This window comes from Legionella steelei, from assembly GCF_001468005.1.
Classification (GTDB): Bacteria; Pseudomonadota; Gammaproteobacteria; order Legionellales; family Legionellaceae; genus Legionella; species Legionella steelei.
In genome coordinates this window covers 342,445-361,612 of sequence record NZ_LNYY01000019.1, presented here as the reverse complement: position 1 = coordinate 361,612, position 19,168 = coordinate 342,445, and the positions used below count along the sequence as shown (strand labels likewise).

Sequence of the window (19,168 nt, the reverse complement as noted above, 5' to 3'; positions counted from 1 at the left end):
AGCCAGGGTAAATATGCACGTTTTTTTACCATTAAAGTCCCTTCTCCCCAAGGGGAGAAGGGAAGTTGCTTACTCTAGCTGCGAAATTGGGATAATAATTCTAAAGTTTTTTCTTTAGATATCTGCCCAACAGAGCTTAATTGAGTCAGTGCATTTCCTTGCTTATCATAAAATAGCATAGTAGGTATACCATAAATGTGGAACGCTTGACGAATCTTTGCTACGGCCTCTGATTTTTCACTAATATCAACACGAAGATTTACTGAGCCTTGCATGGCACCAATGACCTCTGATTGATTAAAAACATGCTTATCCATAGCCTGGCAATCACTACACCATCCCGCAAAAAACTCAATAAACACGCGTTGATTTTTGGCCTTGGCCGCAGCGAGTTTTGCATTAACCTCCTCAAGTGTATGCACCATAACAAATGGAGAGTTCGTTTCTGCCTGCGCAAGAGGAGTGGGAGCAAATGCGTGATAAGCCAATGCCCCTGCCCCCATCATGGATAATAAAACCACAGCTTGTAACAGTCGTCCACCCCATTGATGTTCTTGACGAAAAGCACCAAAAACCCATGCATTAACAAGAAAAACAACGACCCAGAGCATATCGATCCAAAATTTAGGGGCGACACGGCTCAATAGCCAGACAGCCATAGCAAACATCATCATGGCGAATACCTGTTTGATACGAACCATCCATGGACCAGAACTTGGTAAAAAGCGGCCATACCCTGCTCCTACAATCAATAATGGCATTCCCATGCCCAAAGCCAAAACAAAGAGTAATAAACCACCTTGAGCGACATGATTGCTCTGTGCAATATAGGTAAGAATACCAATTAAGGGTGCGGTGACACAGGGCGAGACAACTAAGGTAGATAAAGATCCCATGACTGTAGCTGATATCACACCATGTTGGCGTGCTTTGTTGGGAGCAATCCGAATAAAAGATGGAAGTCGCAATTCAAAAACACCTAGAAGCCACAAGGCCATAAGTGTAAATAAAATACTAAAACCGCCAATAATCATCGGCTGCTGCATTAGAGTTTGTACCGTTGAGCCAAACCATGCTGCCAACATCCCGGCTATGGCATAAGTAACTGCCATTCCAAACACGTAGCCTAAAGATAATTTAAAAGCATGTCGACCGCTACTGGCACCCTGGCCGGTGATAATACCCGAAAGAATCGGCACCATGGGCAAGACACAGGGAGTAAACGCTAACAGAACCCCCAAAAAAAAGAACGCCGTTAAATAAAAAATCGGACTGTTATTTTGGATAAACAGCATCAAATCTGTAGGATTTACACTGCCAAAGTCCGCTGCAAAAACAGAAGTAGAGATAAATGTCATCAATAATGACAAAAATAGTTTTTTCATTTTGATTCCTCAATAATTTATTTTTTTGAATTTAAAAATAAAAAGGAATCAAATCGGGGGACGATAAATTTCATCCAATGGTGAGTTGTATTTAGAGCAAATAAGTAAAAAGCTTAACAAACCGATGAGACTACGTACTATCCATGATGAAGCCAAACGAAATTCATCTTGAAGCCAGTATGAAGAAGAAAAGCAGCTGCTGTTCATGGTTTGTTGGATAGAGCAAGGAGACACTGCAAGAGAAAAAGCAACAGGCGAATCCAAATTTTGTTTTGGGCACGTTGGCAGTTTGAGTGGTGTAAGTAAAACAGCACTCAGAAGTAGTAATAGGATTAACGAACGATATTTGTTCATTTACCCACCATAGCATAAAGAATATAAAGAAATCAACTACGACAGCCCGTATTACGTGGCACTAATATGGGCTAAAGTTTTGATTTTGATTATATCTTCATATTTAAGTAGAACACACTGCTTGCAGATCGTCTGTTCCTAAATTGATAAGATTGATTTGCGTGCCAGGTTCCGCTGTGACAGAGACACTGCTGTTATTTTTAACCTTGATTAAAGTTCCTTGCCCTGTAGACAATTTTTTTCCATTAACAGAGCCACAATTTTTGACTACATTAATTTTAATTTTGCTTTTATTTAGATGGGTACTTTGAACAACACATGTGGCATTTAGAGTCCATAGCGTATTGTTTGCAAGTGACTTCGTTTCATTTGGATTCAGTTTAATTGTTTTTTGTGATGCATTTGATTGCGAACAGAACAATCCAATGATAATAAAAAGAGAAAGGGACATAATTTTAATCACACAGCTTCCTTAATAACGTTAACACCAGGATTGACCTGATATTGGTTGGTGTGATCATATTTTAGTCAACAAACATTAAGGTTTTATTAAGTCATGTCTTTCTCTAATGCAAATTCCTCTTTTCATCACCAAATAGTTGCCATTTTAAAGAATATTCCTCACCATAGAAACTTACATAATTACTACGTGGGAACGCTATGGCTAAGGCAAAATATTCTTTTTGGTCAGATGTTGATGCTGAAGAGTATTATATAATCAAGCTAAAAAAAGGACTTGAACAACTTACAGCAATCAATGCCATTCGCGATCATATTGCTAACTCAATTTATCAAGTATTTCGAGTACATACTGCCAATTTATATATTGGCTATTATCAAAAGCAACTGGGTTTATTCTCAAAAGTTATACCTGGTTATAAGGATCTGGTTGAATGGTTTAGTAATAAAAAAGCATTAGAAGAAATCAATCAACAGAGTAAAGTCGATGACTGTGTTGCTGCGTATAAGAAAGTGGAAAGTGATTTATCAATTTGTGGAAAAGAAGCGCTGCTTGCTGCCGCGATTATTCTAGACGATATGGATGTGCTTGGTTCTGCAATGCGTAATATAGGACTCATTAAGTGTTCGAGCAAACATCAAATCATAAAAATAGATCCAGGTGATTCCATATTCGATTCAGCAGATATTGATAGTGCTCTACTTAAGTTTGCAGCCAATTTATCATTAGATAATCCTTTAATCTATGCCCCCTTTTCATTCAGCAAAGTATGTAATAATCCTCAAAATATAATTGGAAATTTACATTTCAGTGAATTTTTTCATGATATTGATAAAGAAAAACTTAAATCTGAATTGGCAAAATTTGCCAGTTTAGACGATGCACACATCAAAAAACTGATTATCCGTGAGGAATATTTGGGGCTATTGCCTTCTGATAATAAAAAATTATTAGAACAATGGGCTAATTTGCTCATACGTAAAAAAGCCGTTTTAAAAAAAGCACTCAATCTACCCGAAATGAAAGTCTCGCCCCCCGAACTGGCACCCGTATTTGTAAAAGATATAGTGTTCAGTGAACCCTTAGAAGAAATTAAGTATGGTGCATCACGACCTTTTAAAGTAAAAAGAATTGTACCCTCTAAAGTTTTAGAGCATGATTCTGCCCCGTGTGCGTCTGCAATGAAAGTAGTGTAATTTGCTTCATGATATCTAAACCCCATATTACACTGTGCTAATACGGGCTATGTGTATATCGAAATCGAGTCCATTAGGGGGCACTTATCGCTGCACCATCTTGTTTGTCGGCCCCCCTTCTCATTTCCTGAAGCGACTCTTTATGTGCAGACGTTGCTTCTACAGGATTAAGCGTATTAAGTAATTTTAATTTTAAATCTGCAGGTAATATCGTATCTGGTACTGCATGAATGCTCTTAGTTAGCCTCTCTACTTGTTCTTTCAATACTGAAATTTTGGGTTCTGCGTTTATAATGGCTAAGACATTCTGCACAATGTCATTTACCCCCTTGGGAATGTATACCGATTTACCCCTAATTGGTAAGAGCATGGCATCAGTAAAGTCACCAAAAAGCCCGTATTTTTTGGTTAACTTCCATTTCTTATATCCATGCATTTGCTCCAGCACCTCCGCACACTGATTCTTCATACTCTTAATATGCGTATCATAGGAAACAAATAGTTCTTTTAACGGTTCACGTCTTTGTGCCTCGAGCATTAACGTACTACTAAGTCTTTTTATGTAAGGATCTACATTATGAGTCAATAAAAATTGACAGCGTGCCTTATTTTCCTGATGAATGGCAACCCACAAAGGATATTGGGGTACGCCGTTAATATTATCTATTTGCGCATCGACCAATTGAGGGAACTTTTGTAGGATAGCACTCGCTACCTCATAATTATTCTCATGTAATGATTTGATAAAGGCTGTTTTGCACCATTCTTCACTCACTTTTTTTATTGAAAATAATTCCTTAAATAAAGCGTTATTTTTTCTTTGGTAACATAAATCAAGATCATCGGTACGCTCGAGAAAAGCGGAATCTTCTTTTAATTTTTTGATACACTTCCGATAAACATCTTGGTTATGATGCAACAATGCTAGTTTATACGCTTGATTTAATGCCACGGGTTTTAAAGCATCCAAATCCATAGGGCTTATTAGCTGATTATAAGTAGTTTCATCATTTTCAAAAAAGACTGAAGGATTTGTGTTACTGCGTGGGCTTTTGAGTAAAAGATCACTTTTATCAATAATATGACCACTAATTTCTTTACAAAGGTCCATTTTTTTATGATGTAAAGCAAGTACATAATATTCAACTAGCTCTTCTTTACCTAACTTTTTGATATCCACTTTTTTCGCAACAAGCTCAAATAACTCCGGTTTTTTTGCCAATGCCTCCCATGGTAACGAAGCGATGGTACTTGTTTTAAAAAATAGATTAGAATCTAGGTCTTCAACTTGAAATACCAAATTTATAATGCGTTGATTGTTCGTTTTTAGTGCTAAGATATAAGCTTCATGCCATTGCCCTGCTTTGATGAGTAATGGACAAATTTTTTCACTTAACGCATCCCCCTCTTGATACAATCGATGAATCGGACGCGCACCTTTTTTATCCGGTACAAAAAGTAATGCTGGATTACGCGATGCAATCGCAATAAAAAGTTCAGGTTGATGAAGCGAAAGATAATGTAAGCAATTTCGACCTAACTCATCGGTTAATGTTAAATTAACATTTCTTGCTAATAACATGCGCATCACTTCAACACTATTGTTTTGCGCAGCAATATTCAATAATGGGGTAGCGATTTTATGAAACTTACCAGAGTAGTTTAATTCGGCAGGATCAATTAAATCAGGTTGCTCTTTGTGAAATTTATCATAGTATTCTAAAAGAAGATTAAACGTATAACCCTGGTCTAAACGAGCTGCGTTAAGAAGAGCATAGTTAAAACCGGCTTTTACTAAGCGGTGTCCTTTTTCAAGCAGAAAACCTATTATTTGTTTGTTGCCACTGGTGAATGCATTATCTAGTACTGTATGGTCTACATACTCTTTTTTATAGTAACGTGTTACATATTCAAGCTGTCCTGATGAGACTGCTGATTTAAATGCCCGTTCTTTGCACGCGGCAAGCTTTGCCTCTCCTAAAGTTCGCTCGAGATATTGTACTAACTCTCTATCACCATTTTGCACTGCATAAGCTAATGCATCGAGCTTTGTAACTCCATCTTGTTTATCAAGGGTGTCCTTTCTTTTTTCATAGATTGCGGTGACTAGTTCCGTTTTAGAAGGATATATAGTCGGTAATACCTCAGGACTTGGATTATGTAGTCGAGAATACACATGCATGCGGATACCGTGATAAGTACCTTGAAATTTCGGTTCATCAAAATGCAAAGCACCATGAAGCACTTGGTCATACATTTTATTTATTGCCGATGTCAGTGCTGCTGCATTGGTTTCAGGCGTTCCATTTTCAGGGAGATCAATACCCCATAGCTTGCCATCCGCAGGATCGATCACTTCAATTCGGTTTCCAACTCGGGTTATTGATATGGAGTGTCCATGGCCGCTCAACGTAAATCCCACGCCGTGTTGTTGGCTTGGATCAATCTTTAAATAGGTTGCAAGCGTTGACTTGAGTTCGCCTACAGTAATAATACCTGCAAATTGTTGATGATAGGTCAGCGGAAAGGGCTCTCCTTTTCGTTTAAATAAAGCCTCTAAAGCGCCTTCCATACGATCCTGTGTTGTGCCTGCTTCAACAGCCAAGAGTCGATGCAACCAAAGCGTATTTTGAATAAATGTTTCATAAGCTTGATGAAGTTCAGGACTAATATCTTCTGCGAGTGGGTCTGAATTATAAATAAGCTTTAATAACTGTTCATATTGCTCATATTTTCCAGTTAACGTGCAATACAAACGCCAAACACTTAATCCGAGGCAGACGCCTTCGTTTGTTACTTCTTTGTTAAAACTGGCGGTATTTCCTATAAAACGGCTTTGCCATTTACTCGCCTTTTCTATTAAAACTTCTTGAGGTAATGAGGGCATATTGATATGACGACCAAACAGTGGCCTATTGTTAATATATAGCACAATTCTGGGCTTATATTCTGAGATGGAGTGTATCGATAAAAATGATCATAATGCGGCAAAGGCTAGAATAGCCCGTATTAATGCAAAGTAATACGGGGGATTAAACTAGCTCCTCATCGACCGCAATTAATTTGCATTCTTCCGCACCGTATTGTTTACAGGTACCTAAAGCAATTTTCTCTGCTAACTCTTGCGTACGTTGACTTGAGCGCCAACCATATGCGCCGCATTCAGAAACAGCAAATGCTTTATGTGGTGCAGCCTTTTTGTAGGTGGAAAATGTCTGTTTGACACTGCTTGATAAGTAATTTGGTGTTTTTAATGAAGAAACAGGCAATGGAAGCAGTGTATCAACTAAGGCTAATTTATTGTTTTTTAAAAAATTATCTACCATAGGCGCCCATTGAGGAATACCAGCTTTCGAGAATAAATAGTGACCTTCCTTCCCAAATGGATTTGCTTGAATAAAAAACGCATTCCCACCGACGCCAGTAAACGCATGAAATAACTTTTTCGCCAGATCCGGATTAAAAAAATGATCGTTTTGTGCATAGACCCATAACGTAGGAACTCTTGAGGTCTTACCAAATTGAGCAAATGTTGTAATAAGAGCATTTGCATTACATACATTATCATCAGACTGCGAACCACGCCCACCTGCAAAACTAATGGCTGCCTTTAATCCTGCTGGAGGATTAAGTGCAGTAAGTGCAATGGAAGCAAAGCCACCCGCGGAAACGCCCACCGCAATGAACTTGTTCGTATCAAATTGTTTTAATGTCCCTAAATAGTCCACTGCTCCATGTAAGTCTTCTGCTGCAGATCGCGCTGCTTTCATATAATTAGGATTATTACATGAATCAAAACTTTCAGCCCACCCTCCTCCTGAGCTACCATAGCCCCTTCTTAATACCACAGCAACAGAATAACCACGTCGTGCAAATTCATAAGCTATGGGTAAATAAGAAAGTGCCGTCATATAAGGGCGATCTTTTGCGCTGCGTGGAGAACCATGACTAATAAGGGCTAGAGGATGTTTGGCTTGATCATCAGCAAAGACCAATAAAGCTTCAAGTTTTACTGGTCAATTTTTGGTATTAATCGGAATTTGCGTTTCTTGCCAAATCAGTTTTGCATAAGCCAAGCTTGGAATAAGCAGGTTCAAAACCAAAATGAAAATTCCCCCCCAAATACCTCATATACGTCTCCTGTGATATATCAGATATATTTCACTCTAAAAGAGAAAAGCATATTTTAATTGCGGTGCACTTTCAAATTAATCGCGTGCACACCTTTCACAGTGTGTTGAGGCTTCTCAACATTGCTCGCCCTGTAAACTCCAATAGCCAATAAAAACCAACCAAAAATAAAACATAGGCCACCAAGTGGTGTGGCCATACCTAAGGCTTTTATTGCAAAAAAACTCATTAAATATAAACTTCCAGAAAAAAAACAAATACCTACCAAAAAGAGCCATCCTGAACTTTTTATTAATCGGTTATTAATGTGCAAAAGAAGGAACCCATCAAATAATAACGCCAAACTATGTATCATTTGATAAAAAATTCCTGTTTTAAAAATTTCCATCTGGAGATCACTAAACTGTGATTTCAAACTATGTGCAGCAAATGCACCCAACATTGTCGCAATCATTGCGGATAAGGCCCCAATTGCAATAAAACGTTTCGATGTGTTCATATGTTCTTCTCAAAGAAATTAAATACGTGCTCTCAGTGTGATATATCAGCTCTCTGAGCGCTAGCGTAACGCATATTTGTACCTCATTATAGGTTTTTTGTAAGACAAATATGAAATTTAATTTTGCATATTCAGTACGAACCACTCTTGATCAGACGTAAAATAATTGTCTACAGACCCCATACATAAAATACATAACTACCTTGAATTTACTTCATTATTTATTCTTTTAGATTCTTTGCCTGAAGATAAATTTAGGCTAGTATAGTCAAACAAGATGTCAATACATCATTGACCTTGCTATATTTAACGTTCACTTTATTTATACGGATATTTTATGACTAAACGATTTTATGCAGGACTCAGTACTCTAGTACTTTCTAGTTCGGTGTTTGCTGGGAGTATGGGTCCTACTGCCCCGGTTGTAGATAAGGGCTTTTTTGTGGGTATCGGTGGAAACTATAACTCCGCAAGCCTTGATAATCAAAAGATTTGGGGAAAAGGAGTTAATGACGCTTATTTGGGCCCGATTTTGACAAGTACCGGATCCGCAGAAGGATTTTCTAATCCTTTTTATCAAACCGTAAATATATTTTCTCCTCATGCGCAAGCAGGTTATTTTCAACATTTTGCTGGAAGCCCTAATTTTTGGGGAGCTAAATTCAGCTATGATTTCTTAGATGCTCATTTCGCTGATTACAATATGACTATCGCTCAGGCGGGTTCAAACTATAACGAAATCACCGGCGTGACCACAGACTTCACCGGAAATTATGCTGTAGAATCGGCACAAACTAGTGTGAATCATGAGCTGCTTTTCTTGGCATTTTTAGGACATTCCTTCGAGCATATTCATGCTTATTTGGGGGGTGGTGCAGTATTATTAGGGATGCAATCTAATATTTATCATTTAATTGGATATGCTGATTATAATGGTATGCAAGGAACTGATATTAGTGGTGCTCCAGTTAATTTATCCCAATCCATGTGGGAATGGGGAGGAGCAGGACAATTAGGTCTAACCTATTTCATTGATCCATCTTGGTTCTTAGATGTGAATTATACGTACGCTAGAACGGGAAGAAATACGGTTAAGTATGTAAGTCCGTTTACCAATCAAATAGGACCTGACCATCTAATTGGAACATCCTACATTAATCCATCTCAGGAAGTAGCCGTACAATCTGTGAGTCTTTCCATAAATAAACGTTTCGGTTAGACCACTGGCCTGAGCTCATGCATCGATGCGCTCAGGTCTTTAGTTGTGCATGAAGCAAACAAAAATTGTATACCTACGCTTGTTGCCCCTGGCCAACACCTACATTGGCAACCAAATCAGTATCATTGGCGATAAATTGAGTTTCCTTACATAATTTAACGTAGTCTTTATGTGTAATTAATAAATAAAACAGACCAGATATCAAAAGAATATAATAAACATTTTGATAGAAATAAATTAGCCACAAATAAGTTAGGAATGGTGTTGATAATACAAATAAGGTACTTGCTTTCATTCGTCGTGTAATTTGTATTCCGCCATAAATTACCATTAAAATTAAAATCGACAAATTCATCTTTAGAAAATCATTCGCAGGTAAAGTACTCATCATGACACCAAGGATACAAAAAACAATGAGTCCAAATATCCTGGTTTTAGGTTTAATTGCCCCCATGCTAATCGGTGCGGCCATATACCCAATTAAATGATAACCAGTAACAATCACCATGAGTGAAGCCCAACTATCAGAATTCCAGAGAAAGATGGCAGTTAAGCTAAAATTAATCAGCAAAGAACGGCGACACAAATTATATTTAGGATGTAATTTAGTAATTGACCGACTTGGCATTTGCCCCTCTTTAGCCATAGCATAAAACATCCGTGAAGCACCGCCCAAATAAGAGTATCCTGTGCCTGATGGACTCACAATGCTGTCAGCAATCAAGATCATTGCTAAAAAATGAACCCCCATCAACATCGCTAAATTAATTAATGGTGAATGAAAGTTAAGGCTGCTCCAACCACTACCTAACATTTCATGAGGGACAGCCCCCATAAACGATAATTGGAGTAACATGTAGACACACATGACGATAACAATCGAAAGAACGATTGATAAAGGAATATTCCTCTTTGGATTCTCCATTTCGCTTGCAAAAGCTACTGCCAATTGGAACCCATTGTAAGAATAGATTAAACCAGCTGAAATAATTGCCGTAATTGCTGAGCCAATTCCATATTGTGTGTTGGTGTCTAAACTAAAGTTGCTCTTGTCAAAATGTAGAATCAAAAAAATAATAATCGTAAAAATTGGGCTGAGAATTTTTACTACGGTAATTGTATTATTAATTTTGGTTAATAATTTAATACCAAAGTAATTAATTAATAAATAAATGACTAAGATCCCCAGGGCAAATAACTTACCATAAATAGTAAGGACATTGCCCATCATCAAGGTATCACTTTTAATGGTGGCTGCTAAATATTGTGTGGTTGCTTGGGCTTCTGTGCCAATTGTTACCATGAGTCCAAACCAGTTAGCAAAAGCGAACGGCATACCAAAAATATTGTTGTGTGATAATGCACTCGAGCGAGCAGTAGCACCACGTACTGGGAAAATTGAGGCAACTTGTGCAAGGCACAATCCCACTGCCATTACCAATAATGCCGCTAAAATCCATGCAAGAAATGAGTAATTTCCGGCAATCTTAGCGTTTAATTGAGCGCTAAAGAGCCATCCTGAGCCAACCATGGCAGTAGCAGAAAGTGCTGTTGCGCTAAACAATGAAATTTTGGCATGCTTACAACTACTTGAACTCATAATAAATTACCTTAGAAGACGACACCTTTAGGATAAGTGAAGACAAAATATCAATTTTGCATATTTTTAGGTCAGCGTCAATAGATCCAATACAAATTATGCCTAAAATATTGAATGTATGCACCTTAAAAAAACAAGAAACTTATTGTTTTTATTAGATATAACGACATACAAACAGACTCATTTACGTGCGCGTATGCTGCCTGTGAACATTCCAGGAAAATCTTGTGCTATTATTGATTGTTTGCATGGGAAATACGATTGATTCAGGGCACCCAACTAGGAAGAAAAGGATGAGAACAACACGATTGGAGGCATTTAGTGATGGTGTGCTGGCGATCATTATTACCATTATGGTGTTGGAAATTAAAATTCCGCATGGCGATAACTTAATTAGTCTTCGCCCGCTCATTCCAATTTTCTCAAGCTATCTACTCAGTTTTATTTATATTGGTATTTACTGGAATAACCACCATCATTTGTTTACCGCGACTCAAAGTATTTCAGGAAAAGTACTTTGGGCAAATTTGAATCTTTTATTTTGGATTTCCTTACTTCCATTCGCAACAGGCTGGATGGGAGAAAACCACTTTACAGCAACCCCAACATCGTTTTATGGCCTAATACTTTTAATGGCTGCTCTTTCGTATTCTATACTTGTGCATACGCTTATCTTGCATGAAGGTAAAGACTCGCTTGTCGCTCGCGCGATTGGCAATGACTTTAAGGGAAATATTTCCATCATACTTTATGTACTTGCAATTCCTCTTGCTTATATTTACGCATGGATTGCGCAAATGCTTTATGTAATTGTTGCAATGATTTGGTTCATTCCAGATAAAAGAATTGAAAACAAATTAAAATAACTTTAGCCATAATGAACTGACAATACTGAATTCTGCATGCTATCGATCAGCAAAAAAAGCAGGAATTCTTGGTGCGGCTTTTACTTGAGTTAAAGGAGTTGCGTGTGAAAACTCTTGATTTAATTTTAAGGCATAAGCTTCATTAACCATATCTGGCTTCATGCTACGTACTAATTGAATTAACCAGTTTCCGCCGGCACGAACACATATTTTATCTTCAGATAAATCTGTAAGTAATTTTCTAACCTGGATGGTTGAAAGTAAGTTGGCTTTTACTCGGTAATTATAGCTACTCATTTTGATAGTAAAATTTAAAAACTCACTTTTTATACCTGAGTGTACCTTCTCTAATCCCTGACTAAACGTTGTAAGTGCCTCTCGACGTTCTTTGTCATTACACTGCTGAAGCAAAGTGATCCCTAAATTATAAGTGTCCATGATTAAAGTACCAGGAAAATCAGGTTTTTTTGGAAAAAGATGCTGTGCTTTCTCTCTTAATGATTCATTTGATAATAGCGTTCTTTTTGCTTCTTTACTAAACTCCATTTGAGTATGCATATTAGTAAAAAGATCTTTCTCAGGTAGGGACATCAATTCGTCAATATCAAAAGCATACCCATCCAATATTAGAAGCCGATTAGTAGGTATTTCCTCAACATGAGTACCATAAGCAAATGTTTCTTGGTTTTTTATTTTTGCTACCCTACTGTCGTTATCAGCAAAATTCCGTTTTCGACTGGATTTAACGGTCATTTTCAAAATTTCCTATGATTTATAATTGGCTCAATATCATTAATTGATTTTAAAAGTTAAAACTGAGTGTATTCATAGAATATTACATAAAGAAGATTATATCACTATTTAATAAGCTGGAGTGTTTTGATTGCATATTTAACGCTATCAAGATAAGCAGATGTCAATAAGTTACTATCAACTAAGGCAGACTCTAATTGTTTAAAATTGGCCATTTCATAATCCAGTACCATTTTTAAAATACCCCCTAGCTCGCCTTCAAAATAAAGTAACGCATTCTTGAGTTGCGCACTAAGTTGGATCTTGGCAAGTAAAGACTCCATAGGCTCATGAAGAACTGCATCTAAGGTGGAAAAAATACCAACTGTATATGCTAAATGAGTACTCGATTTGCATTTAATTTTAGCAAGATTTTCACACATTCTTGCCCGAATTAAAGTGCGTTCTAGAAGATCCAGTTCAACATCATGAATACTTGATAACAGCAAAAGGCTTAGCCATTCTCGGATACGAACAATTCCTAATAGTTTAATCGCATCTAATAAAGACTCAATCTCCTTTCCATTATATAAAGCAACCGAATTGACCAAACGTAAAATACGATAGCTAAGTTTTGGAATCTGTAAAATAATATCTTCAATGCGTTCAATAGAAACCTCTGGGTTATTCAGTTCACTCAATAATCGTATTAAATGAGTTCTATTTTCAGTAATGGCTTGTCCTCTTAATTGGTCTGGTTTATTCAGGAAAAAACCTTGAAAGTAATCAAATCCCAATTCGACACAATCATTAAATTGACTTCTATTCTCTATTTTTTCAGCAAGCAATTTACCATTGAAGTGTTGCAGTAGAGTAAGTTGCTTGCGGATTTGCTGTTTATTTTGATGTAATACATCTATTTTAATAATATCAGCAATTTGAATCAGTGGAATAATTTGTTCTGTATAGATGAAGTCATCCAAAGCGATCTTATATCCCTCTTTGCTCAAATCAATCAAGTTATGAATTAATTGATCATTGATAGGCATATCCTCAATTACTTCAACAATGATTCTATTTTTGGGGAGTAATTTAGGAATTTGATTGATCAAATGATTGTAAGTAAAATTAATAAATGCTAGTTTGTCACCAATCACGTCATTCAGGTCTAAATTTGCAAATAATTGTGTGATCACTGACGAAGTAGCATGATCCCCTGCTTTCAAATCCTTGTTATCCACATGAGCAGCTTTGGAGCTTCCATCTCTATAAAGTAATTCATAAGCTCTAACTAGCCGTTCCCTGTCATAGATACTCTGACGCGCTAGAAGTATTTTCATTAATGCATCTACCAATTTAATCTTATTATTGGTGAACATAAATAAATAATAGATTATTATTTGAACTAAGTTTCAAATAATATTTCATTTTTTTATGAACCTATCTCTACTTGATGGTTCATTTAACTTATTACTCACCGTTCGCTTAAATTTATTTAAAGTTCAGACAATATCGATTTTACGCCCAAGCGCTCTGTACACTTCAAAATACCTAGAGGGTCAAGCCTTGCTTTGTGCTTAACGCAGAAATTATCAAACAAACACAAGTCTGATAAGTACCGGCATATAACAGCTGATACTTTCAGATATTGAATTTTACAATGCGAAATTTGGCTTAATAGTTACTACCTCTAGTTTTAGTAACGGCGCCAGGGAAACTGTGAATAATAGAGGATACCCAATAGAAGAAGTAAATAAACAAAATTTATATAAATGGATACAGGATATTCGAAGTCCCGGAAGAGGGATCATTAGATGCTGAATAGATTTTTTAATTTCTAAAATTACAAATTCAGCAAAGCTCAAAACCATGTGTTTTTATGACACTTACATTTGGTAGCCTTTAAAAGGAAAAAAATCGGGGGTTTTGCGAACGTTGCTGCTAATGAGGATAAATAAATTGGTTTTCAAGCGTTGAACTATTTCAGTTTTCTCCTTAAAGTCTACTTTTCAAGTAGTCAGACTTAATATTTATTTTTTACCAGCAGTCTTCCCTTCGTCTTCTAAATTCGATTTGAATTAACTATAGAATAGAGAATTGATACTGCAAAAAGACTTGGATAGATGCACTTTATTCATCATTACTCAAATAGTATTGATGCACTAATTAGGACTATCAGTAAACAATGTTCCATTTTTATCTTCTTTTTTATAAATTAATTTGTGTGAGGGAAGTTCTTCATAGACAGGGATTGGTTTCTCATTTACCTCTTTAATTTGAGATAATAAATTAATCGCTGGAGTAAAACCCTGATCCGCTGATTTTTTTATCCAATACAGCGCCTTATTTTTGTTTTTAATTGTGCCTTCTCCCCGTAGATACATTATTCCCACATTATATTGTGCCTTTTCTTCACCATTCTCTGCTGCTTTAATAAGCCAAAAAAGAGCTTTTTTCTTATCGTTATCAAGGCCATATCCCTCATAATAAGCCATTCCCAAATTATATTGGGATTTACGATTTCCTCTTTCTGCGGATTGGGTAAGCAATCTTATTCCCTCATCGATATTTTGTTGTTCCCCATTTTCACCAAGCAATTTCGAAAGGCCTTTATCCCCCTCATCATTTAGTGATGAATTTATAAAAGTCCCATTAAATATGTTTTTATTAGGTGCATTTGATGTTTTGATTTTATTATTTTGTGAATAGTATCTAGCCAGCGCCTCCCTTTCTTCAGGTGTCTGTGATTTATAAATATATCCAAATCCCAGCCCCTGATGAATAATGTAATAATTAAAATCATAATAAATAAAGAGTATAGTTCCGATAATTACAACAATAGACAGTCTATTAAGAAACACACTATAAAAATTGTATTTTTTATTCGAAGATGGAAGGCCGATAATCTCATTTGATTTTTTAGTATTATCCTTTGGTAAAGAGTCTTTTAGATATTCAGGTAATATATACTCAATAATTGCTTTTTTATGATGTTCTTGGAGTTTTGGGAGTTTTTTGCTCGTACTATTTAATACTTCGAAAATTTCTGCTGAATATATAAAAAGATCCGAACCTAAGCCCAAACGAATTATAACTTTGTCCTTATTCAGGAAGGCAAACTGAATGTGCTCTATATTTAAATGATTTTTATATAAATATACATAAATAGTATGTGCTTTAATTTCCTTATTTTTTGGATATATTTTATAGAGCAGCTTTATTTTGAAGTTGTATGTTTGAAAATAGTCCGGATGCTTATTATATGCAATTCCACAATTGGGACATTGCCATTCTGGTACTGTTTCCCTTCTTTTCCTAATATAATGACATTCTGGACATTTCATGATTATGCATTTTATTCTATATAAATTTATTATTGGTCCAATTTAATTTAATTGCAAAATCATTATCTTCACACTAATAAATTTTATTAAGCCCTTATAAGTTTTACTTATTCACACCAAGAATTAATCGCCTGCCTCAGGATTTATTTGGAAATTGGATTATTATATTAAATAATGGACGGATCAAATCGAAACTAGGAAAATATAAAACTCAAGCAAGCGTAGGCTGGGCTGAAAAGCCCAGCGACCAAGCTTGGGTATTACCTAGAAATCGATTATTAACTCAAAAACGGAATATTAATTCTAATATCAATCAATTCATCAGAGCAGTTGCTGGGCTTTTCAGCCCAGCCTACGCTTGCTTACCTCCCTATAATATCCTGACCTGATACCAACCAACTCACAAGTAATCTTGCATTGATAATTTTAGTAGAGAAAATGCAAATAGACTTGAAAGTAGTGTAAGGCTATTTTGAAATTGGGTTTAACTAGGAAGCTCACCAAGTTGATTAATAAAGTATATTCATAAAATGTATTTTTTTATGTAAATTAATGTCTCCTTTGCTTATTGAGAACGTTATGAAAAATATTATTTTAGCCTTAATAACTCCTCCAGCCTTCTGTGCAAGTTCCCGGAGTAATAATAGGTGCAAAAATGGAAAAAAAATACATCAAAAAAATTCAAGAACTACAGAAAAAAATGATTTTAGTATTAAGATGGCATATTTGAGTAACAATGCTTATGAGCTAGAAATAAAGTAGTCCTATCACGCTATAAACTCTTACATCCCACTCACTCATGGCTTATATCTTCAGTATTCTCTTCCAAAACTTTAACCATATGCAGCAGGCAATGCGAAAATAAGTATTCATTAAACATGGGGTTAAGCAACAAAGCCCTAGCGAGGCAATCATTTAGGATTTGCCTAGCTGATGTGATGAACTTGGTCGAGGATCTGAACTTTCAGCTTGAGGCTCCTGCTGAAACATTCTATAGCGTGAATGGACATGAGGTAAAACACAAGCTCTTATTTGGCCTCTGATGCTTTCTATATCAATAGGAACTAAGGCTGGTGCTGCGCGTAATGTCGCTGCAAAATCAGGGCATAGATCTTTGGGTATTCCTTGTTGATCTGGTTTTACAACCTGTCCATCTGTTAAAGACTTCTCTCTGATAACGCTGTTTTTGAATAAACCATCATCTATTATATAAAAAGATTCTGATGAAGGGTAGGTCATTTTAAGTTGTCTTACAAAAGAGGGGCATTGTAACAAGTAATCCATAAAAAGAGGGTGATAGTTTTGTTGATTTGAAATGGCGTTTAATAAGTTGAGTTCATTCTTTGATGCTGGGTCTTGAGCTTGGGTTAGTGTTTCTCGAGCTTTATCAATGAGTTCTCCTACAACAAAAGAATTTAGCAATACTTTGTTACCAGATAGGAATGCCCGTACATCTACTAGAGAGAGCTCTTTTTGTTGAAGTTTTTGAATGGCATAAGCCACCGCCATGATTTGCGTTGCTCTGGTGATATCACTTTCGTCTGTAGGATCAAGGTCTAGATCTTGAAACGCATTTAATATGAATAGGCTTTGAGCTATTTGATCTTGATTTGTTTTAAAAAAATTGGGATTTAAATATAAGAAATATCCTAAAGCATGAGATGCAGTGCTTTGGAGTGTGGGATGGGGGTAACACTGTGTAAGAATTTGAAATACTTCCCAGTTTCCTTCATCGGTCAAGGGTTGTCTTAATCCTTTGAGCCCTTCGTGAAGTTGGTAGTCTGCTGAAAATTCTATGACGTTTTGCAAGGGACGAGGAGGAAGTCCTTTTGAGTCTGACTCCATCAAATCATGACACACCCAATTTTCTAGTGTATCTAGCCACGCCTTATTTCGAGCTGCAAACTCCCATCCAATGGGCATTGAATTAAATTCATCTTGTCCGAAAAGATTTATCGTTGTCAGGTAATAATTATTTGCTAGAGCTTGGTACACAGTTTGTTCATTCCCTTCGGGGATGCTTAGGGAAAGCATGTTAAGCGATTCTTTGGCATCTTGGATAATGTGACATACCACTCCAAATTCTTCTAGGCTGAGTTTTAATGGATAATCCATTTGAAGAGACAGCCACTCAAAGTCTTCTAATCCGCGAAACATGTTTAATAGTTCTAAGCGAGAGCTTTGGCACCCAGCCAAGCAAAACACATTGGATGACGCCACTGCTTGATGCTGAACCAATGCTGCCTGTAAGGCATTTAATTCGTTTTGAGTTAAAGGCTTTGTCAGTTTAAACTGGATGATATTAGAATTCACTCGGTTGGCTTGTAAGTCTTGAACTGCCTGGGCGAAATTCTGATTGCTTATAATAAATGCTGTTTGAAAGTAAGGCATTATGGCTCCCATTAATACTTATTTTCATTATAGGCATATTCAAAACGAATTGCTGGCGAGTAAAGCCAGCTGGCGTAAATTTCATGCAGCAGTCAATCAAAATCATTATTTTGAAGCCTGCACAGTAACTGACCGTTTTTGTCATGATGACAGCCAGGTTAAGCCATTACTGAAACAGGCTAATGAACCCATCGACCAGTTCACAGACGATGGGGCTTATGATGAAACCCCTGTTTACGAGGCAGTTCTAGCACATTCTCCTGATGCTGATGTCGTGATACCGCCTAGAACCAACGCTGTGGTCAATGAGAAAGCAGAAAAAGCGTTAAAGGATGATTTCCAATTAGAAAATTTTCTGGCTGCAATTCCTAAAGCATTCAAAAGCTGTATGCAAAGCTCTGCTGGGTTGATACATTCAGACATGCGATGTTGAATGATCCAGAAAATATTAATTTTCTTGGAACCTTATTACCTATAAAGAAATCAGATATAAAACCTGATGCAGAAGCCATGGCGTCAAGAGTGCAATTTTTGATAGAGCAAGGACTTTTTAAGAAATAAATTAGTATAGGAAGTAATTCTTCCAAGTGCAAAAATGATTTTGTAATATTTATTACACAATTTAGTGTTGTTGCGTTAACGAGTTGAATCCGCCAATCCGCTAATACCACTAAGTATGATTATCGTGACTTTACGGCAAAAAAGCATTGAGTCATTATTTTCGCCCCAACCTATTGATTTTATTAGGACTGCTAGCTAACCTTGCTGCCCTTAAAACGAGGATTAAAAATCCCTATCCGAGGACGTAACACCTGGTTGTTTTATAAAACCGAATACGGAGCTATGGTAGGCGGCGTACTCACAAGTATTATTTATACCTGTGAGTTAGCAGGCATCAACCCCTTTGAATACCTAATTGCACTCCAGGTTTACAAAGACCAAATTGTTAAAGAGCCTCAAGCCTGGCTTCCCTGGAATTACGAAAACACGC

Annotated in this window: 16 protein-coding genes and 1 pseudogene; 6 read left to right on the top strand and 11 right to left on the bottom strand. The window is 36.6% G+C overall.

Annotated elements, in window-relative coordinates; translation table 11 throughout:
• Positions 1-74 precede the first annotated feature (74 nt).
• The 3 genes from Lste_RS05800 to Lste_RS05790 all read right to left on the bottom strand — a co-directional run bounded on the left by Lste_RS05800 (position 75) and on the right by Lste_RS05790 (position 2,190).
• Positions 75-1,385, bottom strand: a complete 1,311-nt coding sequence (locus Lste_RS05800; protein ID WP_058510114.1) for a protein-disulfide reductase DsbD family protein — start codon at positions 1,383-1,385, stop codon at positions 75-77.
• Positions 1,386-1,433: 48 nt separating this feature from the next.
• On the bottom strand, positions 1,434-1,739 hold the full coding sequence (locus tag Lste_RS05795) for a hypothetical protein (RefSeq protein ID WP_058510113.1): 306 nt from the start codon (positions 1,737-1,739) through the stop codon (positions 1,434-1,436).
• 103 nt (positions 1,740-1,842) lie between these two features.
• Positions 1,843-2,190, bottom strand: coding sequence for a hypothetical protein (locus tag Lste_RS05790; protein WP_237760491.1), 348 nt, complete (start codon positions 2,188-2,190; stop codon positions 1,843-1,845).
• 209 nt (positions 2,191-2,399) lie between these two features.
• Here Lste_RS05790 and Lste_RS05785 point away from each other — a divergent pair, with 209 nt between their 5' ends.
• A complete protein-coding gene (locus Lste_RS05785) occupies positions 2,400-3,395 on the top strand; it encodes a hypothetical protein (RefSeq protein ID WP_058510111.1) in 996 nt (331 codons plus the stop codon).
• 73 nt (positions 3,396-3,468) lie between these two features.
• On the opposite strand, the gene Lste_RS05780 is transcribed toward Lste_RS05785, so the two are convergent.
• The 3 genes from Lste_RS05780 to Lste_RS05770 form a co-directional block, all read right to left on the bottom strand.
• On the bottom strand, positions 3,469-6,327 hold the full coding sequence (locus Lste_RS05780) for a hypothetical protein (RefSeq protein ID WP_237760435.1): 2,859 nt from the start codon (positions 6,325-6,327) through the stop codon (positions 3,469-3,471).
• Between the two features lie 100 nt (positions 6,328-6,427).
• A complete protein-coding gene (locus Lste_RS05775; RefSeq protein ID WP_058510109.1) occupies positions 6,428-7,390 on the bottom strand; it encodes an alpha/beta hydrolase family protein in 963 nt (320 codons plus the stop codon).
• A 191-nt stretch (positions 7,391-7,581) separates the two neighbouring features.
• Entirely contained in the window at positions 7,582-8,025 is a 444-nt protein-coding gene (locus Lste_RS05770; protein ID WP_068310909.1) for a DUF423 domain-containing protein, read from the bottom strand.
• A gap of 337 nt (positions 8,026-8,362) precedes the next feature.
• Here Lste_RS05770 and Lste_RS05765 point away from each other — a divergent pair, with 337 nt between their 5' ends.
• Positions 8,363-9,244 carry a hypothetical protein gene (locus tag Lste_RS05765; RefSeq protein ID WP_058510108.1) on the top strand — a complete coding sequence of 294 codons (882 nt, stop codon included), beginning with the start codon at positions 8,363-8,365 and terminating at the stop codon, positions 9,242-9,244.
• A gap of 73 nt (positions 9,245-9,317) precedes the next feature.
• Here the strand turns inward: Lste_RS05765 and Lste_RS05760 are convergent, their stop codons facing one another.
• Positions 9,318-10,844 (bottom strand): APC family permease, encoded by a 1,527-nt coding sequence (locus Lste_RS05760; RefSeq protein ID WP_058510107.1) that lies wholly within the window; start codon positions 10,842-10,844, stop codon positions 9,318-9,320.
• 293 nt (positions 10,845-11,137) lie between these two features.
• Here Lste_RS05760 and Lste_RS05755 point away from each other — a divergent pair, with 293 nt between their 5' ends.
• A complete protein-coding gene (locus tag Lste_RS05755; protein WP_058510106.1) occupies positions 11,138-11,710 on the top strand; it encodes a TMEM175 family protein in 573 nt (190 codons plus the stop codon).
• Between the two features lie 39 nt (positions 11,711-11,749).
• On the opposite strand, the gene Lste_RS05750 is transcribed toward Lste_RS05755, so the two are convergent.
• Positions 11,750-12,463, bottom strand: coding sequence for a hypothetical protein (locus Lste_RS05750; protein ID WP_058510105.1), 714 nt, complete (start codon positions 12,461-12,463; stop codon positions 11,750-11,752).
• A gap of 104 nt (positions 12,464-12,567) precedes the next feature.
• Positions 12,568-13,782, bottom strand: a complete 1,215-nt coding sequence (locus Lste_RS05745; protein ID WP_237760434.1) for an EAL and HDOD domain-containing protein — start codon at positions 13,780-13,782, stop codon at positions 12,568-12,570.
• A 292-nt stretch (positions 13,783-14,074) separates the two neighbouring features.
• Here Lste_RS05745 and Lste_RS19800 point away from each other — a divergent pair, with 292 nt between their 5' ends.
• Positions 14,075-14,263 carry a restriction endonuclease gene (locus Lste_RS19800; protein ID WP_157070759.1) on the top strand — a complete coding sequence of 63 codons (189 nt, stop codon included), beginning with the start codon at positions 14,075-14,077 and terminating at the stop codon, positions 14,261-14,263.
• Between the two features lie 341 nt (positions 14,264-14,604).
• On the opposite strand, the gene Lste_RS05740 is transcribed toward Lste_RS19800, so the two are convergent.
• The gene (locus Lste_RS05740) at positions 14,605-15,786 is read right to left on the bottom strand and encodes an SEL1-like repeat protein (RefSeq protein ID WP_058510103.1); all 1,182 of its coding nucleotides are present in this window, start codon (positions 15,784-15,786) and stop codon (positions 14,605-14,607) included.
• A gap of 579 nt (positions 15,787-16,365) precedes the next feature.
• On the opposite strand from Lste_RS05740, the gene Lste_RS05735 reads away from it, so the two are divergent.
• Positions 16,366-16,548, top strand: a complete 183-nt coding sequence (locus tag Lste_RS05735; protein WP_058510102.1) for a hypothetical protein — start codon at positions 16,366-16,368, stop codon at positions 16,546-16,548.
• A gap of 153 nt (positions 16,549-16,701) precedes the next feature.
• On the opposite strand, the gene Lste_RS05730 is transcribed toward Lste_RS05735, so the two are convergent.
• Complete coding sequence (locus Lste_RS05730; RefSeq protein ID WP_058510101.1) at positions 16,702-18,177, bottom strand: hypothetical protein; 1,476 nt, start codon at positions 18,175-18,177, stop codon at positions 16,702-16,704.
• Between the two features lie 52 nt (positions 18,178-18,229).
• On the opposite strand from Lste_RS05730, the pseudogene Lste_RS19560 reads away from it, so the two are divergent.
• Positions 18,230-18,610: pseudogene (locus Lste_RS19560) on the top strand (transposase); the annotation flags it as partial.
• Positions 18,611-19,168 lie beyond the last annotated feature (558 nt).

Excerpts from the sequence above, each read along its gene's own strand:
- Lste_RS05785 (WP_058510111.1), top strand. The coding sequence starts at position 2,400 with ATGGCTAAGGCAAAATATTCTTTTTGGTCAGATGTTGATGCTGAAGAG.
- Lste_RS05760 (WP_058510107.1), bottom strand. The coding sequence starts at position 10,844 with ATGAGTTCAAGTAGTTGTAAGCATGCCAAAATTTCATTGTTTAGCGCA.
- Lste_RS05755 (WP_058510106.1), top strand. The coding sequence starts at position 11,138 with ATGAGAACAACACGATTGGAGGCATTTAGTGATGGTGTGCTGGCGATC.
- Lste_RS05795 (WP_058510113.1), bottom strand. The coding sequence starts at position 1,739 with ATGAACAAATATCGTTCGTTAATCCTATTACTACTTCTGAGTGCTGTT.
- Lste_RS05730 (WP_058510101.1), bottom strand. The coding sequence starts at position 18,177 with ATGCCTTACTTTCAAACAGCATTTATTATAAGCAATCAGAATTTCGCC.
- Lste_RS05770 (WP_068310909.1), bottom strand. The coding sequence starts at position 8,025 with ATGAACACATCGAAACGTTTTATTGCAATTGGGGCCTTATCCGCAATG.
- Lste_RS05735 (WP_058510102.1), top strand. The coding sequence starts at position 16,366 with ATGAAAAATATTATTTTAGCCTTAATAACTCCTCCAGCCTTCTGTGCA.
- Lste_RS05765 (WP_058510108.1), top strand. The coding sequence starts at position 8,363 with ATGACTAAACGATTTTATGCAGGACTCAGTACTCTAGTACTTTCTAGT.
- Lste_RS05740 (WP_058510103.1), bottom strand. The coding sequence starts at position 15,786 with ATGAAATGTCCAGAATGTCATTATATTAGGAAAAGAAGGGAAACAGTA.
- Lste_RS05745 (WP_237760434.1), bottom strand. The coding sequence starts at position 13,782 with ATGAAAATACTTCTAGCGCGTCAGAGTATCTATGACAGGGAACGGCTA.
- Lste_RS05800 (WP_058510114.1), bottom strand. The coding sequence starts at position 1,385 with ATGAAAAAACTATTTTTGTCATTATTGATGACATTTATCTCTACTTCT.
- Lste_RS05750 (WP_058510105.1), bottom strand. The coding sequence starts at position 12,463 with ATGACCGTTAAATCCAGTCGAAAACGGAATTTTGCTGATAACGACAGT.
- Lste_RS05790 (WP_237760491.1), bottom strand. The coding sequence starts at position 2,190 with ATGTCCCTTTCTCTTTTTATTATCATTGGATTGTTCTGTTCGCAATCA.